We start from the raw sequence: 18,196 nt of genomic DNA on the forward strand, positions 1-18,196 counted from the left end.
TTTTAACGTTATCTACTCATTTTAAATGCAGTGACAGCAAGCCACAGCCATCCCGCTATTAATAAGATACCACCCACAGGTGTTATGGCTCCAAACCAACGCGGTGCGCCTAGAGTCATCGCAAATAAGCTACCAGCAAATATAACAATACCAATCTGTAGTAGCCAAGCACTAACATGAGTAGCATAACCTAGGCGAATCAAGAGTCCAACGACCAATAACCCAAGTGCATGAATAAATAGATACAGCGTTGCCGTATGCCACCACTCAAGCTGCTGAGCATCGACCATACTTTTGATAGCGTGTGCTCCAAACGCGCCTAGACCAACAGCGATAGCGAGATTTATCGCTGCAACACTTATCCAATTCAACATACGACCACGCTTATTATAAGTAATACAGTTAGACTGATATCTGACTATTTATTGAATGTCATCAGGTAAAATGACACTCTCAATAGTCATCGCATCACGAATTTTGTCCATGGCATTTTTTTCGATCTGGCGTACCCGTTCTGCTGAGATAGAGTAGACGGCAGCCAGCTCATGCAAAGTAGACTTCTGCTCTGTCAGCCAACGCTGTTCAACAATATCACGCGAGCGATCATCTAAGGTATCCATCGCTGCTATCAATGCTGATGAGTTACTCTCTTCCCAATCAGACTCTTCTATCATCTCAGCAGGATCAATACCGTCTTCTAAAAACAACTGCGGTGCATAGCGTCCATCATCATCGTCACTTGATTGCGTCTCAAACGATGCGTCGTATGACGTCAGACGCGACTCCATCTCTAGCACTTGCTTACGTGTGACATTCAAATCCTTTGCGATAGCATCTGCTTCTTCTAATGTCAGCTGATTATTGGTCTTTTTGAGACTACGTAAATTAAAGAATAACTTACGATGTGCCTTAGTAGTGGCAACTTTCACAATGCGCCAGTTACGAATCACAAATTCATGAATTTCAGCTTTGATCCAATGCACTGCAAAAGACACCAAACGTACACCCTTATTGGGATCAAAACGTTTGACCGCTTTCATCAATCCTAAATTACCTTCTTGAATCAAATCGGCTTGCGGTAGACCGTACCCTGAATAACTACGAGCAATATGAATGACAAAACGCAGGTGTGACATGACCAGTAAGCGTGCAGCCTCAACATCGCCTTCATCGTAGTAGCGATGGGCAAGCTCTTGCTCTTGAGTCGGTGTCAAGATAGGGATTTGATGGACAGTATTGATATACGCACCCAAATTCACCCCTGGTGCAGACAGATGAGTCGGCATGGCAGGTACTAAATCGCGTGTACTGGTGTCTTCTAGTGCACTAGCATCGTAGGGTGGGCGCTGCGCTGCAGCATTCAGCGCCGCTTCACGTGCAGCATTTTTTTCAGTACCAGCACTGTCTTGCGTCTTTTTTGTTGTGGAAGATTCAGTAGATGGAGTAGTCATATTCTTGACCTTGATTAAATAGGTAAGCAAATATTAAACGAGCAAATATTCAGATAAAAATCTTTATTGTCTTAATTGTAAAGGATAGCGACGCTTAGTTGCTATCGGTTTTGGTAATGATGAAGTGAAATATTGTATCGGAAGTCTTCGTTAAGGTGCTATCCGTCTCTTGCCCAGTAGTCGTTTGATTCACAGTTAAAAGCAGCAGCTCGCCATCATTGGTTTGACGCGATTGATGACAAAATGCCGTAATATCTGCTTGAGAGTTGGGATCAGTTGCCACGACATATAACGACTCACCACTAACGACACTACGTAGTGCGACTTTAGTTTTTAACAGTGGCATGGGACAAGCAAGTCCGCGTCCATCCACCATACCTTTTACTTTAATGACAGGCTGCGTATGGTCTAGGGCCTCTGTTGACTCAATATAGTTGATGCAGTAAGTTGGTAATAAACGTAGTAATGACGCAATCTTATCCTGCTCGCTATCAGATAATGATTGCTGTAAGCAGACCTGATGAGGTGCGTATATCGTAGTATTCAAATTGCCTTTTGCAGACATAGATAAAATCCTTAGCATCTGAGTCTTGATTAATTAAGCTTTAAAACTCAACGTTTAAAGTCGTTGTAAACTACTACAAAGTAAAACCATTATAATTATGAAACATAGTTATGCTAAAACAATGGTTATATTATAACAAACTGTAATAGAGCAAAAGCAGTTGAATATAGTCATCGTTATGATTGACCTATTAAAATTACCCTAAGAATTGACGATAAGCAGTCAACCTCGTATAGCCAAAAAACGCTATGGCCATCAGCAGCTAATAGAACAGGACATATCTTTGAATTATTCAAATCGTTTTTTAAGCCTTGAGTCTACAACAGACCAACGTGTAACCGACAAGCCGCTCACTCGATTGTGGGCGTTATCCCAGCTATATAAAAAGCCTACATTGCGACATGCAGGCCTGCTTATGTTCTCAATGCTAGTTGGCCATCAGAGCTACGCTGCTACTGTTACCCCGCAGCCGACAACACCATTAACGCCATCAGCATTAATGACTGGCTCAACGTATGGCACTTGGCAAACTGAAAAACCTGATGAGTTACAGCTACCAAATTTGCAAGGTCAGGGCTTAAGCTTCGCTGACCAGTATCAAAATAAACTGCTGGGTGAATGGTCGCTACAAAATATCAATGGTCGTGCCAAGATGGAGCATGATCCTTGGGTTCAAGAAACCATAAAAGGCATGACATGGCGTCTCAACGCCCAAGTACGGCAGCAAGCACCTTTGGCCGTGGTCATCATTGATAACCCAAGTATCAACGCTTTTGCCGCGCCAGGGGGCGTTATAGGTATCAATACAGGGACGATACTAGCGGCCAGCAGCATGGATGAGCTGGCAAGCGTTGTGGCTCATGAAGTGGCCCACATTAGCCAGCGTCATTACGAAAGCGGTGCAGATGAGCGCAAAAAAGCCATGTTGATGCAGATAGGCGGCATGTTGGCAGCTATTGCTGCCTCAGCAGCTGACGGTGATGCTGGTGCCGCTGTCATGATGGGCAGCCAAACTGCTGCCATGAATAGTAGCATGGCTTTTAGCCGTAATAATGAGCGCGAGGCTGACCGCGTGGGCATGCAGATTATGACGCAGGCAGGCTATGATCCACGAGCAATGCCAAGATTCTTTGCCACAATGAACCAGCGAAACCAGTTAAATCAAGTTGCCAACCGCTTTTTGCCAAGCTTTGTACGCTCACATCCGCTTAGTAATGAACGTCTAAGCGAGTCACAAAGCCGAGCTCAGCGTTATCCACCCTTATCATTGACCCAGCAGCAGCGTCATCAAGCTTTATTTGACCTGCTTTATTGGCGAGTACAGACGACGGGTCAGCATGTCTCAGAGACAGTTTTAACGACTGCTGCCAAAAATAGCGTCGGGGCAAAGCTGGCTTTAGCGCATTGGTATGGCGAGCAGCAGCGCTTTGAGGAAGCGAATAAAATAATACAGCAGCTACAGGTATTACCGGCAGCTGAGCAACAAATGCTAGAGCCACTATTATCTATCACCCATAGCCAAGTATTGAGTGAACAAAATAATTGGTCAAAGGCAGCAGACGTATTGGCAGAGCAACAGCGCCTGTATCCTGAGCGCCGCGATTTGCGTCTGTATTTGGCAGAAGCGTTAACCAATAGTAATCAGTCGACCCAAGCACAAGCGCTACTCAAGCCTTTGACCCAGCAGCAGCCAAGTGATCGCTATGCCTGGCAAAGCCTACAGCTGGCCAATGAAAAACTGGCCAAAACCGCTACATCACCGCAGGTTGCCCGTATCGCTACGATTAATGCGCTGCGTTATCGCAGTCATGATCAGCTATGGAATGGCCGTTACGAGTCGGCACTTATCTCACTTACGCAGGCCAAGCAGTTGGCCGAGCAATTACACGCTGGCGCACAGAGCAGCAGTGCTCGTCCACTATTAGCAAGTATTAAACAAGAAATTAAAAACGTAAAAACCGCCAAAGAATTTAAACCTTAGGCGGTTGTTTATATAGCAGCTGTTATGAGGCAGTAATTGTTAGCCTTGTAACGCTTCTTTTACCAGCTTAGAGATTAGTGCCGGATCAGCGCGACCAGCGGTTTTATTTTTAAGCACGCCCATAACACTACCCATATCACGCATCGATGTTGCGCCTTGCTCATTGATTTCTGCATTGACCAAAGCTGCAAGCTCAGCATCATTCATCTGCTGTGGCATAAACTCGTTGATGATATCAATCTCAAACTGCTCTTTGGTCGCTAGGTCATCACGGCTATTTTCAGTAAAGATAGCCAATGACTCTTGGCGTTGTTTTAGCTGCTTTTGTAGCACTTCTAAGACGCCTGCATCATCAAGCTCTTTTTGACGGTCAATCTCGATTTGTTTGATGACCGCTTGCACATTGCGTAGTACTTTGACGCGCTCAAGCTCGCGCGCTTTCATAGAAGCTTTGATACTGTCCGATAAGTTCTGTTTAAGTTGGCTCACTATTATTATCCTTATTCGTTAAATTTTATTCATTAGGCTTTTAAAGAAGCAATTTTTGCTTGGCTCGTCAATAAAAGCCTGTGTAAACAACAGCAATAACAAAAAATTGTAGCATAAAAAACGCCACTGTTATTCATCGATAACAGTGGCGTTAGTGTAGCGCTTGTACTTAACTAATCGTATTATTGATTAGTACATACGAGTGGTACGAATAGTTTCGCGTTGTAGTTTTTTCTTATAACGCTTTACGGCAGCAGCTTTTTTACGTTTGCGTACTTGCGTTGGCTTTTCATAAAACTCACGCTTACGTACGTCTGATAATACACCAGCTTTTTCACAAGCACGTTTGAAACGGCGGATAGCGATATCAACTGGTTCGTTTTCTTTAACCTTAACTGCAGGCATGAAGACTCCTTGATTAGGATGAGATATAAAGGCATTAATTTGGCTGTGTATTAGTATTTAGCCGTAATATCTCAAGATTACCGGCATCAGCTCAAACTAGGATAATTTTTGCGCTATAGCACAAGGGCAGGTATTTTAATAAAAAATGGCAACAAAGTCAATGCTTTTAGTACATCTAACTATCAGTACTGTCATGTAAGGTGGACGATAAATATGCGTCTTTGTCCAGGTTATAAATCTTTGTAAACTTGACTAAAACTAAATAAGCGAGGATAAGTGAAAGAACAAAAAACCCTTACTGCTTATAACGGTTTGGTTTGAGTTTATGCTATGATAATTCCCATATAGCAGTAGGCATATTCAAGACGATGTGTCCATTTTATTAAGGGTGTTGGAATGAAAAAAACAGTACTAAATACAGTGTTAAGTGCGACAATGGTTGTTACTCTTGGGCTTGGCGTTACCGCCTGTAGTGGTGATAAAGAAGGCGAGTCTCATGAGGTCTTAGCAGTAGATAGAGTGGAGGAAGCCGCTGAACTGGCTCGTCAAAATGCACCTGAGGCCGAAGACATGGAGTTTCCAGAGACAGCGCCAATGCCTGTAGAGGGCGAAGCTGCCGCAGACGGTACGGAAGCAGGAGCTACTACGACTATAGAAGAAGGCATGACTGAGCCTGCTACGGCAGAAGCTACTGCTGATGATACCAATACAGACGCAGCGGTGGCTGATAATGCAAATATGCCAGCTACTGATGCCGAAACAACAGAGAGCGACGCTGAGCCAGCGACGACTGAATAGCTGCTAACCTAAACTACGAAAGGAGCTGTGCTGATGATAAAAAAACTGACTTTATATGCTTTTGGTATTAGCACATTGTTGTTATTGAGCGCTTGTAGTGATAATAACACTGCCGAGCCGCCCGCTGACGCGCCTGCCGAAACGAGCACGGCAGTAGAGGAGGCACCTGCCACCGCGCCTGAAGCGTCTGAGCCGTTAACGTCTGAACTGCAGACGTCTGAGCCAGCCGCAGTAGAAGCGCCAGCAACGACGACAGCTGAACCGGCCGAAGCAGTCGAGCCATCAACAGCAGATGAGCCTGAAGTGTTGGCAGCTGATGCAGGGGCGAAGCTATACGAGTCCAACTGTAAAGTCTGCCACGAAGCAGGTCTGCTCGATGCACCAAAATACGGTGATAAAGCAGCGTGGGCGCCCCGCCTTGCTAAGGGTATAGATACGCTACATATGCACTCAGCGCAGGGCTTTAACAAGATGCCCGCGCAGGCGACTGACAAAGTAAGCGAAGCGGAGGTCTATGCAGCGGTCGATTATATGGTAGCTGCCGTAAGCTGATTTAGGCCATATGAGCCATTGAAATTTGCTAAACTGGCCGTCATTGTGACAGACAATGGCGGTTTTTTTGTGCAAGTGCTTAGATAGAGAGTCGCAGATAAAAGCGTGATCAAAACCAACACGCAGACCAAGGTATGATAAAGGCAAAAATATGAAGGTATTGGGTTTAGAGACGTCTTGTGATGAGACGGGGCTGGCGATCTTTGACAGTGAGCAAATGGGTAGCGACAATCAAGGTTTGGTCGGGCAGGTGCTGTATTCACAAATAGAGCTGCACGCTCTTTATGGCGGCGTGGTACCCGAGCTTGCCAGCCGCGATCATATTCGCAAACTGGTGCCGTTGCTCAATGAGCTGCTCGAGCAGTGCGATGTCAAAAAAAGTGAGCTCGATGCCGTCGCGTATACCAAAGGCCCAGGCCTAATCGGTGCGCTGATGACGGGCGCGCTGTTTGGTCGCAGTTTGGCATACGGCTTGGATATCCCTGCGATTGGGGTCCATCATATGGAAGGGCATCTGCTGGCGCCGCTGATGGGTGCCAATCCGCCAGCGTTTCCGTTTGTCTCGCTACTGGTATCTGGCGGGCACACGCAGCTGATCGCCGCACACGGTATTGGACAATATGAAATCCTAGGTGAGTCCATCGACGATGCCGCAGGTGAGTGCTTTGATAAAGCGGCCAAAATGCTCGGCCTTCCGTATCCTGGTGGCCCTAATATTGCTAAATTAGCCGAAAATGGCGATCCCAGTGCTTATGATTTGCCGCGTCCGATGCTGCATCGTGGTCTGGACTTTTCTTTTAGCGGTATGAAAACAGCGGTGCATAATCTTATCAAAGACACTGCTGGCTCTGACAGCGACCCACAAGTGCGTGCCGATATTGCCGCCAGCTTCCAACATGCCATGGTCGATACGCTAGTAAAAAAATGCGTGAAAGCGTTAAAACAAGTAGAGATGAGTCGCCTAGTGATTGCTGGCGGGGTCAGCGCCAATACGCACTTGCGGGAGACCTTGGAGCGTGAGCTGGCCAAGATCAATGCCACCGTGCATTACGCGCCGCCAGCGTTATGTACCGATAATGGGGCGATGATTGCTTATGCAGGCTATGAGCGTCTGCAAGCAGGGCAGTCTGATGATCTAGCCGTCAGCTGCGTACCGCGTTGGCCGATGACGGAGCTACCTGCGGTGTAATGTTTAGCAGCCATATACAGTTTAAAAGCCATACAAAGGAAGGATAATCTATGCAGTGGCTTGCCATCGGTTTGGGAGCAGCACTTGGCGCATGCCTGCGGGCGTGGCTGTCGCGTTTTAATCCCGTACATAGCTGGATACCACTTGGTACGCTTGGCGCGAATGTGTTGGGCGGTCTGCTAATTGGTCTGGCGCTGGTATGGTTTGAGCGTATGGGGAGCCATCTGCCTGATCATGTACGGGTATTTGTGATAACTGGGTTTTTGGGCGGATTGACGACCTTTAGTACCTTTAGTGCTGAGGTATTTAGCTTTATCCATGATGGACGGCTGTTGGCAGGTTTGGCATTGATAGGGTTGCACGTCGGACTGACTTTATTGGCAACCGCGATTGGGTTTTATTTTTTTAAGTTGGTTTTATAAGCTTTGCTATATATTACTCGTTTAATGGTCTGATATAAGTGGTTGCTTTACAGCAGTCTATTTTAAGTGGTCTATTAATAGGTTTGAATGATGAAATAGCTGGTTCCCTTGAGGTATACCCTATTTAGAATAATCAACCATTCCATCTTGACCAATAATTTAATAAATCAAAATATAAGTTAAAAGTAGTAGCCTGTAGCTTTTTGTTCTTTTAATAGTCAAGAGCCCTATCTCTTTGACATTTGATGTGCAAAATCAGCAAGAATCTCATCATCAAACCCTTCTTCCGCTAGAGAAGCCATGCTATCAAGCATCTTAGGGTTATATAGCAGATCGACACGGCCAGAGAGAACTGTTCCATCACTCATGATTGAAGCCTTGATTTGTTTGTGATATTTCTCTTCATTTTTAACCACTCGATCAGCTCTTCTGTATGAAGATCCCACATAGCTCTCCTCACCTTCACATGCGAAACACATACCTTTCGCAATGTGTTTCCACTTACCGATATAACCAGTGCCGTTGCAGCGTGTGCATTCGTTTATCTTGTGTATATACATACATACTCTCTTTTTTAATATATTGTTAGTCAGTTCTGTAATAAATAACAGCTTATATACTTACGATTTTTTGCTTTTAAAAGTGCAATCGCCTGTCCATATGACTAAATATACTATAAATCAAACGTAAATACTATTAAATAATTCATTTAATTATTTATTTATTATTCATATATTGACTATTATTTAAATTTTAACTATACTCTGTTCATAAAGCGGTTAATCATTCTATTCTTACTTATTACTAGAGAGAGGTCTTTTCATGAACAGCAAACAACTAAAATATGCTCTAGAAATCCTTGAGAGTAGAGGTATCAAGCGAGATTTGAGTCAATTAACTTCAAAAGAGAGTAAAGTAGCTATGAAAAAGCTTAGGCAGCTACTTAAAGAGGTAGAGCTATTAAGAAGGATGGGTGGTGTCACATTAGTAGTAGTAGGAGACTGTATTATTACGACCTACCATAATAATTCTATGAACAGAAAGGTTAGTATGAATAAAAGTAAAGTTATATATTGACTAATAAAATAATATTTATAATAATGAGTTATATTAACTAGGCATCAAAGGATATTGTTATGAAAGCTACCCAGCATTGTCAAATTCGCCAAAAACAGCGCAATATTTCTAGTCCTGTAATTACCCTAGCGTTAAGTTGTGGTGTGAATATAAAAAACTCAGATAAGATTGTTTTAAGGAAAACCGAGGTAGAAGACATATACAGCAGTCTGCTTAAGCTAATCAAGCAATTAGAAAGATCGTAATAAATAAGAGAACCATAAAATTAGATCCAGATTACTATCCAATGTATTTAATAGACAGGTGAAGTTTATGCACTTAGAGATTACATTCGATGAGAAGGCTTTTGCTCATTCAGAAGATCAATCCACTACAACTTTTGATAAACCAGATTTCAAAAAGTTTAATATGAGGTTTAACAACCTTGACTTGATAATCATTGATGCTGTTGCTAAGCGCAATGGTACTTCGCGCTCGCAAATCATCAACAGTTTTATTGAGCGTATGCTAAAAGATTTTGTATTGAGCTGTCCCGGACATGAAGCACTATATATTTCTGAGCATGCAGAAACTTTGAGTGAAAATAGTACCAAATTAAATAAGGATTTTGCGTGGGATGAATGGTATGCACATGCGACACTTCGACAAGATCATGATTATCTTTGGATGGCTCGAAGTAATCTTCAACACGATGTTGATCATAAGAACATATCTAAGGAGTTTGTAACTCTGGTTCGTAAGCTAAGAAAATCTATAGACAATCCTAGTGAAACCAATCCAAAACCATAAAATTTATTGCTTAAAATAGGAAAAACTGATGAGTACTCTTTATGAGAAGTTTAACGAAGTAAAAAAAGCCAGTAATAATGAACACTACTCAACTATTTCAGTGAGAACGCCAATTGAAATAGCCTCAATGGTAGAAACAGTCAGTACTGTCACTGAAGAAGCAGTTATGAATATGTTTACCACTGATATATCTTTGAATTTGGCAAATTACTTGCTTGAAGACTCTAAAAATATGGAACTTATTAAACAAGTGCTGCATGAAGAGTTTGAGAAGCATGGAGCAGAACTTGAGGACATGGTTAAGGGTAGTTGTCTTGAAGTGTTGGAGCAAAACGATTTCTTAAAAATTGGGAACTATATCAATTTCAATCTTGATTCTTGCATGAAGTTGTTTGAAGAATATAAGGCCAAATCACCTGAAGAAGGTGATAAGCCGGATTTGGATACATAACACATTTTATACATAGTTTATAAGTTAGGTTTTTATAGGCTCCATAATAATTTATTTTTTACTATATAGAGGTTCATATGGACTCACGTAAACTACACAATATGTCAATTCGTGAGAATAATATCTTTGGGGATATCAGTAATAGGTTCACTTTTGCTGCATTAAAGTCTCAAAGAAATCGCTGATCTTAATGATGCTACACAATCAAGGTTAAGAGTTTTTGATGAGGAACAAGCTATACTTGAAAATAGCTAATTTAATATGGCACAGACTGTCATTACTCCTACAAAATAAATTATGAACCAAACTATATTGAGGCAGAACTACTATGAATAATAAAAATAATGAAAACCACATCTACTATAAGCGTATCTATGATTGTTTTGAGGATGAATACACCTTTAATGCGAAAGGTATTAACATTGATTATATGTTGGCCTTGAACTATTCAGCAGAAAAAAATGATATTTCTATTAAGAAAATAACTATTGATAGCTTTTTTAAGGATATTCTCAGTCGGGTACAAGCTTTTCATAAAAAGGACGATTTTAACAATAATCCGTTTGAGGTTATTAACTCCATAATGAAACAAGAGATTATGAGCGTATCACAAGACCTATCTACTAATTACAATAATACTCATTTCAATTATTGTGTGAAATTCTCAGATCGAAATCAACCTGAGGTTAGAGTATCAATACCATTTGCAATAGAGAATATTAAAAAACGAATAGAGCGGTTAGTGCAAGATCGTAGAGATAAGCGAGTATATGCTCAGTGCGTAAATGCGGTAAATAAGCCTGTTCGTGAGGATTTTGAACAAGAAAACTCCTATAGTCAGGCAATCCTTGATTATGAAAAGAGTTTGGTAGAGAGTTCAGAGAGCCTAAGAAAAGATCTTATAAACTTTCTTAATCAAGACCTCTGTGTATATATTGCATTATGGATTCATGCTTATAGACTGGAGAAGACAATTAATAAGGCTAGCGGCGATAAAAGGTACATCCTTTTCTCTCATAGCTACAAGGGATGGTCTCAACCAAGCTACAGATTCACTAAAGATTTAGAGTTACAGATTGCTACTAATTTTGGATACGGTAGGTCCAGTTATTTTCGGCTAATTATAGTTTATAAAAATATAAAATTAATAAATTTTATCGAATGGATTGACTATAAAGTAAAAGGTGCTTCAGTAATTAAGTCTTACACAAGAAAATACGAGGGTTTTGAGTCAAGCGCAGGGGTTTCTAATAGATTTATAAATAATAGTAATTGGATTGAAGCTATAGATGATACGAAACAAATATGTGAAACTTACTTAATGAACGAGAAAGAGTTTATTAATGAGTTTATATACAAAAGTTTGGACAGTATGGTTAACGAGCTTGATAAAATATTTGAGGTCAACATACTAGATAAGCAGTTTAATAAAGAACATAGACTTTTTGATGATACATTAGAGTCATTAGAACTTAAAAATACAGTATCTAATTCGAGTGCTATCTCTGTAGTGGTTATGAGTGTTAAAGGTGAGAAGATTACGGGCGCTTTAGATCTAATATCTAATATAATGCAATTAAATAGTTTCTTCTCAGTAGATGAGCATATAACACGGATAAAGAAGCTGAATGAAAGGCTTCTACCACTGATGAAAAATGAGTTAAAAACCATACCAGAAGCTAAAATCAACTTTGAAGAGTCACTGGCTGCGTTACACATAGATTTGAATAACCTGATAGAGCCATCTAAATCAGATGAAGCATATAAAAACATTTTAGATTCGATAAGCGAAGTGAAGAACAATATCGAAATTTTGAAAAGGTGTGAAAAAGATATACGTCGATATCTAAAGGTGATTGAACGTTTCGAAACAGAGAGCTAATAGTGATCTGTATACTCCTAGTCTGCCGCTAACAACTGGTCATGTAGTGCATAAAAAAAAGCTAAAACCCTGACTGTTCTCACAACAGCGCTTATGGTAAATAAAGATAATGATTCAAAAGCTTATTAAATGTACACAGCGAAGTACACTGTGACTATCTTAGTGAGTTAAAACACTGGCATCATTAGCCTACAGCCTAAGATTCAAGTCCTCACTAGGGAACCATCATTTAATATAAAGTCTGTTAAGATATAAGAAAGTAGTCGATATTATATAACTATAAGAAAGTAATTAGTAATGAAACTACAAAGGTTTTACTATCCCTTCCAATAAGCTCGCAAACCCTTGCATATACGCGGTATCTTGACTTGACGTACGCGTCGCGGCATATAGCTGACAATGTACACCACTACCTAATGGACGGGATACCACCCAGCCTTTTTTCTCATACTCCGCCACTACCCAATCAGGGAGAGCAGCCACACCGCGCTCACTGGCGACCAGCTGTATCAGCATCGCTGTCAGCTCTGTGGTACGGACATTTTTGAAGCTCACATCGCTTGGCGTCATAAAGCCTGCGATGATATCGAGGCGTTTGGCTTCGACGGGATAAGCGATCAAGGTTTCATCGATTAAGTCATGAGGCGCGATAAAGTCTTGCGCCGCCAAGTCATGCGTGGGCGACAGTACCAAGCGGCTCTCATACTCAAATAGCGGCTGATAGCTGATACCCTCTATCGGCAAATCACTGGTGGTGATCAGCAGGTCAATATCACCCTCCATCAATAGATGATGCGGCTCAGGCTCAAACCCTGTGGCAAAGTCCAGCTCGACATCCGACCACTCGCGGCGATACTGGTTGAGTATTGGCATTAGCCAATCAAAGCAGCTATGGCACTCAGAGGCCAGACGCAGGCGACCAGCCTGCCCATGGGCGAGGCGTTTGAGATTGGATTTGGTGCGGGTGACTTGCGGCAAGATGCTGTCGGCCAATGCCAGCACTATCTTGCCTGCTGGGGTAAAGCTCAGCGGGCGCGTGCGGCGATTGACGAGGCTGACATCATAATAGTTTTCCAGCTCTTTTAGCTGATGCGAGACGGCAGAGGCGGTGACATGCAGCTCATCGGCGGCCGCAGCCAGCGAGCCATGCGCGCGCAGTGCCGTCAATGTATTGAGATGACGAAGCTCTAACATAAGATAACCTAAGCACTTGAGTGAGAAAAATTCATTATAAACAATCTATCGGTGAATTCCACTCAAATATTTTTATCAAGTGCCTGCCATTAGCCAGCCTTCAACGTCTAGCGTCGCCGTAATAATAGCTGTGAGATGACGACCAGTACCAAAGAGGCTACCAGTAGCAACGTACCGACGGCGTTGACCTCAGGTTTGAGGCCGACGCGTACCATCGAATAAATCCGCAGCGGCAAAATCTCATAGCTAGGCCCCGTGACAAAGGTCGATACCACCACATCATCGAGTGATAAGGTAAAGGCCAGTAACCAACCTGCCATTACCGCCGGTAAGATGACAGGAATCAGGACGGTGCGTACCATGGTCGATTCACTAGCGCCCAAGTCGCGTGCCGCTTCCATCAAGCGCTCATCCAAGCTGCTTAGGCGCGCAAACACAGTGATGACCACAAAGGGCAAGCAAAAGGTGATATGGGCAAGCAGCAGCGAGACAAAGCCTAACTGCAGACCAATTAACAAAAATAAGGCCAACAGTGAAATCGCAAGGACAATCTCAGGCGACATCATCAGTACAAACAACAGCCCGTTCAACAAGCCTTTGCCGCGAAAGTCGTAACGATGTAGGGCAAGGGCGGTGAGCGTGCCGATTAAGGTTGAGACGGTGGCCGCAACCAAACCCAAGACGATAGAATGCCAAAATGCATCGAGCATCGCTTGGTTATTAAATAGCGATTCGTACCATTTGAGGCTAAAGCCGCCCCAGTTGTAGCCGATTTTTGATTTATTAAATGACATCACCACCAAGACAATGATGGGCAGATATAGCAAAGCATAAATCAGGCCCAGATAGCCTTTGGCCGCGATGTTGCCGAGGCTTGGTGGTTTGATGTGGCGTTGGTTATCAGACATTAGGCCACCTCATTAAAATCAGTCTTACCAATGCGGCGGCTACTGGCACGATAAGCCAGCAATAGCACGGCCATCGCCAGTGTCAACAGCACGCTTGCCGCTGCTCCAAAGGGCCAGTCACGCGCATCCAAAAACTGGTTTTTGATGATATTACCCACCAGCAGGTTACGCGAGCCGCCCAGCACGTCTGCCACATAAAACATCCCCATCGCAGGCAGCAGCACCAAGAGCACCCCTGAGATAATCCCAGGCGTGGTCAGTGGCAGCACCACGTGCCAAAAAGTCTGAGTTTTCGACGCACCCAAGTCTTGCGAGGCCAGCAGCATATCATGACGCAGATCGGTAAAGACCGCATACAGCGGCAGCACCATAAACGGAAACAGCAAATACGTCAGGCCTGCTATCACCGCGCCTTGTGTGTACAAAATATCGATAGGCGCGTCGATGATACCCAGCGTCAGTAGGGACTTATTGATCAAACCATTATTGGCAAACAATAATTTGAGCGCGTAAGTCCGCACCAAAGAGTTGGTCCAAAATGGCAAAATCAAAAGCATCATCAGCAGCGGCTGCCAGCGCGTCTGGGCTTTGGAAACCAGCCAAGCAAACGGATAGCCGAGTAATAAACAAATCACCGTGGTGATACCAGCCATCCAGAGGGAGTGGACAAATACCTCAAAATACAGCGGATCCACCATACGTATATAGCTGTCGATATTGACGGGCAAACTGATAAAGGCGCTGCTATCACGGGTCAAAAAACTGACCGCGATGACCAAGATATTTGGCAACAAAGCAAATATCAGCAGCCAACCCCAGATGAGCCATAGCGTTGCTGTACGAAACGGGCTTTTATTGCCCAAGTTAAAACGGCTAGTACGCGCCATTAGCTGACATCCTTTTGTATGGCTGTTTTTTGTATAGCCGCGCTTTGCTCAGGCGCTTGTGGTTCTGTTAAATTGTCTTCGGGCAATACCCACTCCCAGCCATCGACCCACGCCACCTTGACCGCTTCATTGAGCTTATAATCAAAGCTAGGATCGTCTTCATCAAAAAACTCAGAAGCTTTGATGATATGACCATTGGCCAGCTCGATAATCGAGTCTAAGGTACTGCCTTTATAGTTACTCTCGATGACACGGCCCAGCAAGCCTGCATGGCTGTCGTCTTTGGGATCATAAATGCGTAAGTCTTCAGGACGCAGCAGTAGGTTGACGATGTCGCCTACTTGTACATCGTTGGCAAAAGCAGGACGGCGTAGATTACGCAATGTGGCTTTACCTTCTTGCACCTGCGCTTCACAGACTTCAACCTCGATGCGGCCATTGGTCACGCGGCCATCACGATCTGGCTGATCGGGGTACACGCCTTTGACCTCTGCCTTAAACAGATTGGTCTCACCGATAAATTTGGCGGTAAATAGATTGGCAGGGGTTTCATAAATCTCGATCGGCGTACCGATTTGCTGAAACTTGCCGTCTTTCATCACCGCGATACGGTCGGACATCGACAGTGCTTCTTCTTGATCATGAGTGACAAAGACAAAGGTAATGCCAAGCTCGCGCTGCAAGCGTTTGAGCTCTGACTGCATCTGCAGACGCAGCTTGTGATCGAGCGCCGATAAAGGCTCATCGAGTAACAGTAGTTTGGGGCGATTGATGACCGCGCGCGCAATGGCCACGCGCTGCTGCTGACCGCCGGATAAATCTTGTGGTTTGCGATTGGCAAGGTGCTCTAGCTGCACCATTGCCAGCATCTCACGCACCCGCGACCGAATCTCGTCTTTGGGGACTTTTTTGAGCTTGAGGCCATAGGCGACGTTTTGCGCGACACTCATATGCGGAAACAGCGCATACTGCTGAAACACGGTATTGACCGGACGCTTATCCGCGGACAGCCCTGCCATCTGCACGCCGTCTAGATAAATCGCCCCTGCCGTCGGCTGCTCAAACCCCGCGATTAAGCGTAGCAGCGTGGTCTTGCCGCAGCCTGATGGTCCAAGCAGGGTCAAAAACTCACCATGCTGGATATCAAGATTGATGTCTTTTAAGACCTCAGTTTGATCATAGGTTTTTTTTAGGCCAGTCAGTTGTAGCAGTACAGTGTCTGGTGACGCAGGGTTGGTATGCGCGTGTGCTGAAGATTGGGTCATAAATCTGGTTCCTAAGCCTCCCGCCTGTCCGTACCTTTTTTAATATCAGTACCTTTTTTAATATCAGTACTTTTTTAGTATAAGACACGACAAGGGCTAACATGAGCGTAAGCATGGTCTAGTTGCTGCGTATTATAACAAACCGATAATATAAATTAAGGTAAGTTCGTTATCTGTTGCGTAGGTTGCGGTGGTAGAGGTCTCTGTATTTATTCAAATATTTCATTATGATCTCCACATTTAACATAAGTGTTTGATAGCTTGCTTACCGCTGAAATATTCGACACTGTCAATAGTTCTTACTTGAATAAAATGACTTTAACACAAATTTTTTGTCATTTTTTAGCCTCTATTCCTATACAATTACTTTATGGCTGACAAACATAATGAGCCAAATAGCTTAATAATTACTAACAAACCATTGAGCTAAGTGATATCTAAAAACGAGATCTAAAGCCATTTAACATTCTAAGAGTTATTAATAATTAAGGAGACTTTATGCCTAACGATACACGCCCAAAAACCGGTCAAGAAGCACTTGAGCTTTTAAAACAAGGCAATGCACGCTACGTCGATAGCTTGACTAATACCGATCCCTGTATGCAAAGACGTCCAGAGCTTATCAGTGATCAAGACCCTTTAGCGATTATCTTGGGCTGCTCAGATGCGCGCGTGCCGGTTGAGATTGTCTTTGATCAAGGCTTAGGTGATTTGTTTGTCATTCGGGTGGCAGGTAACGTGGTTGCTCCTTCGCAAATTGGTTCAATTGAGTTTGCTGCCGAAAAGTTCGGTACCAAGCTGGTAGTGGTGCTCGGTCACTCACACTGCGGGGCGGTGACGGCTTGTGTTGAGGCGCTTATCAACCCTGAGCAAAACTATACGCCAAACCTACAATCTATCGTCGATCGTATTCGTCCAAGCGTCTATAACTTGCATGAGCTTGCGACGGCCAATGGTCAAGACGTCGATGCAGACGAGTTGCTTGAGCGCTCTATCAGTGCCAACGTGCGTATGTCGGTCAGTCAACTAAAACATGGCTCACGTGCGCTAGAGGATTTAACCAATAGTGGTCAACTGCTTATCGTTGGTGCAGAGTATGACTTAAAGACAGGTAAAGTACGGTTTTTGGAGAGTTAATTAGTATTGTAAGCTAAGCATATTAAGGACACGCTCTTACAAAACCCTATCAATGGTCTTATAAATTTTTATTATGATGAAGTGTTTCAGCAGCTCGCTACTATAGGGGTTTGCTGGCTTCCCAATCATTTTCTGTCAAATACTAGGATAATTATGTCTCATTTAGCTTCTAACTCGGCAACCGACGACAACAAAGCAACGATAGCCCAACCTACGACTAGCGTAAACGCAAATGGTGTTCAATCCATCGCAGCTCAAACCTCAGGTTTTACGTTTAATCACACCATGCTACGGGTAAAAGACCCTGCCAAGTCACTTGAGTTTTATACCGGCGTACTTGGCATGACATTATTGGCAGTCAAAAAATTTCCTGATATGGAATTTGATTTATACTTTTTAGCCAAGCTGACAGAAAGCGAGCGTGAAAACTTGCCAGCAGGTAGTGATTTGGAGATTTTCGCGTTCCGTCAGCGCGGTATCTTAGAGCTAACTCACAACTATGGAACTGAGAGCAAGGCCGACTTTAGCTATCACGATGGTAATAGTGAGCCGCAAGGCTTTGGTCATATTTGCTTTAGTGTACCCAATTTAGATGAAGCGATAGCTTGGTTTGATAAAAACGATGTGGAATTTAAAAAGCGTCCCGAAGATGGCAGTATGAAAAATATTGCTTTTATCAAAGATGTCGATGGTTACTGGATTGAGATCGTACAAGCTGATTTGATGCGTTAGATTGCAGCGTCAAAAATTCGAT

Annotated in this window: 22 protein-coding genes; 12 read left to right on the forward strand and 10 right to left on the reverse strand. The window is 43.4% G+C overall.

Annotated features, from left to right (window positions below):
* Nucleotides 1–8: 8 nt before the first annotated feature.
* The 3 genes from PENNN9_RS01320 to PENNN9_RS01330 form a co-directional block, all read right to left on the reverse strand.
* Entirely contained in the window at nt 9–374 is a 366-nt protein-coding gene (locus tag PENNN9_RS01320; protein WP_058367969.1) for a DUF423 domain-containing protein, read from the reverse strand.
* Nucleotides 375–422: 48 nt separating this feature from the next.
* A complete protein-coding gene (gene rpoH / locus PENNN9_RS01325; protein WP_197409062.1) occupies nt 423–1,286 on the reverse strand; it encodes an RNA polymerase sigma factor RpoH in 864 nt (287 codons plus the stop codon).
* A 259-nt stretch (nt 1,287–1,545) separates the two neighbouring features.
* Nucleotides 1,546–2,016: a sulfurtransferase TusA family protein gene (locus PENNN9_RS01330; protein ID WP_058367971.1), complete on the reverse strand. Its 471-nt coding sequence runs from the start codon at nt 2,014–2,016 to the stop codon at nt 1,546–1,548.
* 283 nt (nt 2,017–2,299) lie between these two features.
* On the opposite strand from PENNN9_RS01330, the gene PENNN9_RS01335 reads away from it, so the two are divergent.
* Nucleotides 2,300–3,997 (forward strand): M48 family metalloprotease, encoded by a 1,698-nt coding sequence (locus PENNN9_RS01335; RefSeq protein WP_227511680.1) that lies wholly within the window; start codon nt 2,300–2,302, stop codon nt 3,995–3,997.
* Between the two features lie 39 nt (nt 3,998–4,036).
* On the opposite strand, the gene PENNN9_RS01340 is transcribed toward PENNN9_RS01335, so the two are convergent.
* Both PENNN9_RS01340 and rpsU read right to left on the reverse strand, forming a co-directional pair.
* Entirely contained in the window at nt 4,037–4,486 is a 450-nt protein-coding gene (locus tag PENNN9_RS01340) for a GatB/YqeY domain-containing protein (protein ID WP_058367972.1), read from the reverse strand.
* 189 nt (nt 4,487–4,675) lie between these two features.
* Nucleotides 4,676–4,891 carry a 30S ribosomal protein S21 gene (gene rpsU / locus PENNN9_RS01345; protein WP_010195908.1) on the reverse strand — a complete coding sequence of 72 codons (216 nt, stop codon included), beginning with the start codon at nt 4,889–4,891 and terminating at the stop codon, nt 4,676–4,678.
* 396 nt (nt 4,892–5,287) lie between these two features.
* Between rpsU and PENNN9_RS01350 the strand changes: the two genes are divergently transcribed.
* The 4 genes from PENNN9_RS01350 to crcB all read left to right on the forward strand — a co-directional run bounded on the left by PENNN9_RS01350 (nt 5,288) and on the right by crcB (nt 7,852).
* Complete coding sequence (locus PENNN9_RS01350) at nt 5,288–5,689, forward strand: hypothetical protein (protein WP_058367973.1); 402 nt, start codon at nt 5,288–5,290, stop codon at nt 5,687–5,689.
* 33 nt (nt 5,690–5,722) lie between these two features.
* Nucleotides 5,723–6,241 (forward strand): c-type cytochrome, encoded by a 519-nt coding sequence (locus tag PENNN9_RS01355; protein WP_058367974.1) that lies wholly within the window; start codon nt 5,723–5,725, stop codon nt 6,239–6,241.
* Nucleotides 6,242–6,392: 151 nt separating this feature from the next.
* Nucleotides 6,393–7,430, forward strand: a complete 1,038-nt coding sequence (gene tsaD, locus PENNN9_RS01360) for a tRNA (adenosine(37)-N6)-threonylcarbamoyltransferase complex transferase subunit TsaD (RefSeq protein ID WP_058367975.1) — start codon at nt 6,393–6,395, stop codon at nt 7,428–7,430.
* A 50-nt stretch (nt 7,431–7,480) separates the two neighbouring features.
* Nucleotides 7,481–7,852, forward strand: coding sequence for a fluoride efflux transporter CrcB (gene crcB, locus PENNN9_RS01365; protein ID WP_058367976.1), 372 nt, complete (start codon nt 7,481–7,483; stop codon nt 7,850–7,852).
* A 227-nt stretch (nt 7,853–8,079) separates the two neighbouring features.
* On the opposite strand, the gene PENNN9_RS12645 is transcribed toward crcB, so the two are convergent.
* A complete protein-coding gene (locus tag PENNN9_RS12645; RefSeq protein WP_156410052.1) occupies nt 8,080–8,220 on the reverse strand; it encodes a hypothetical protein in 141 nt (46 codons plus the stop codon).
* A 454-nt stretch (nt 8,221–8,674) separates the two neighbouring features.
* On the opposite strand from PENNN9_RS12645, the gene PENNN9_RS01375 reads away from it, so the two are divergent.
* The 5 genes from PENNN9_RS01375 (at nt 8,675) to PENNN9_RS01395 (ending at nt 12,051) form a co-directional block, all read left to right on the forward strand.
* Nucleotides 8,675–8,929 carry a hypothetical protein gene (locus PENNN9_RS01375; RefSeq protein ID WP_058367978.1) on the forward strand — a complete coding sequence of 85 codons (255 nt, stop codon included), beginning with the start codon at nt 8,675–8,677 and terminating at the stop codon, nt 8,927–8,929.
* Nucleotides 8,930–8,988: 59 nt separating this feature from the next.
* Nucleotides 8,989–9,174, forward strand: a complete 186-nt coding sequence (locus PENNN9_RS01380; protein WP_058367979.1) for a hypothetical protein — start codon at nt 8,989–8,991, stop codon at nt 9,172–9,174.
* Nucleotides 9,175–9,241: 67 nt separating this feature from the next.
* On the forward strand, nt 9,242–9,718 hold the full coding sequence (locus PENNN9_RS01385) for a hypothetical protein (RefSeq protein ID WP_058367980.1): 477 nt from the start codon (nt 9,242–9,244) through the stop codon (nt 9,716–9,718).
* 28 nt (nt 9,719–9,746) lie between these two features.
* On the forward strand, nt 9,747–10,169 hold the full coding sequence (locus PENNN9_RS01390; protein WP_058367981.1) for a hypothetical protein: 423 nt from the start codon (nt 9,747–9,749) through the stop codon (nt 10,167–10,169).
* 328 nt (nt 10,170–10,497) lie between these two features.
* A complete protein-coding gene (locus tag PENNN9_RS01395; RefSeq protein WP_058367982.1) occupies nt 10,498–12,051 on the forward strand; it encodes a hypothetical protein in 1,554 nt (517 codons plus the stop codon).
* Nucleotides 12,052–12,354: 303 nt separating this feature from the next.
* On the opposite strand, the gene PENNN9_RS01400 is transcribed toward PENNN9_RS01395, so the two are convergent.
* From PENNN9_RS01400 to potA, 4 genes are all read right to left on the reverse strand, one after another.
* Nucleotides 12,355–13,245, reverse strand: coding sequence for a LysR family transcriptional regulator (locus tag PENNN9_RS01400; protein ID WP_058367983.1), 891 nt, complete (start codon nt 13,243–13,245; stop codon nt 12,355–12,357).
* A 107-nt stretch (nt 13,246–13,352) separates the two neighbouring features.
* Nucleotides 13,353–14,153: a spermidine/putrescine ABC transporter permease PotC gene (gene potC, locus PENNN9_RS01405; RefSeq protein WP_058367984.1), complete on the reverse strand. Its 801-nt coding sequence runs from the start codon at nt 14,151–14,153 to the stop codon at nt 13,353–13,355.
* Nucleotides 14,153–15,040 carry a spermidine/putrescine ABC transporter permease PotB gene (gene potB, locus PENNN9_RS01410; protein WP_058367985.1) on the reverse strand — a complete coding sequence of 296 codons (888 nt, stop codon included), beginning with the start codon at nt 15,038–15,040 and terminating at the stop codon, nt 14,153–14,155. The genes potC and potB overlap by 1 nt, the downstream gene beginning before the upstream one ends.
* Nucleotides 15,040–16,305 (reverse strand): spermidine/putrescine ABC transporter ATP-binding protein PotA, encoded by a 1,266-nt coding sequence (potA, locus tag PENNN9_RS01415; protein WP_058367986.1) that lies wholly within the window; start codon nt 16,303–16,305, stop codon nt 15,040–15,042. The genes potB and potA overlap by 1 nt, the downstream gene beginning before the upstream one ends.
* A 498-nt stretch (nt 16,306–16,803) precedes the next feature.
* Here potA and PENNN9_RS01420 point away from each other — a divergent pair, with 498 nt between their 5' ends.
* A complete protein-coding gene (locus PENNN9_RS01420; RefSeq protein WP_058367987.1) occupies nt 16,804–17,442 on the forward strand; it encodes a carbonic anhydrase in 639 nt (212 codons plus the stop codon).
* Between the two features lie 153 nt (nt 17,443–17,595).
* Nucleotides 17,596–18,174, forward strand: coding sequence for a lactoylglutathione lyase (gene gloA, locus PENNN9_RS01425; RefSeq protein ID WP_058367988.1), 579 nt, complete (start codon nt 17,596–17,598; stop codon nt 18,172–18,174).
* Nucleotides 18,175–18,196: the final 22 nt, after the last annotated feature.

Origin of the sequence: Psychrobacter sp. ENNN9_III (genome assembly GCF_001462175.1) — a bacterium.
GTDB lineage: Bacteria > Pseudomonadota > Gammaproteobacteria > Pseudomonadales > Moraxellaceae > Psychrobacter.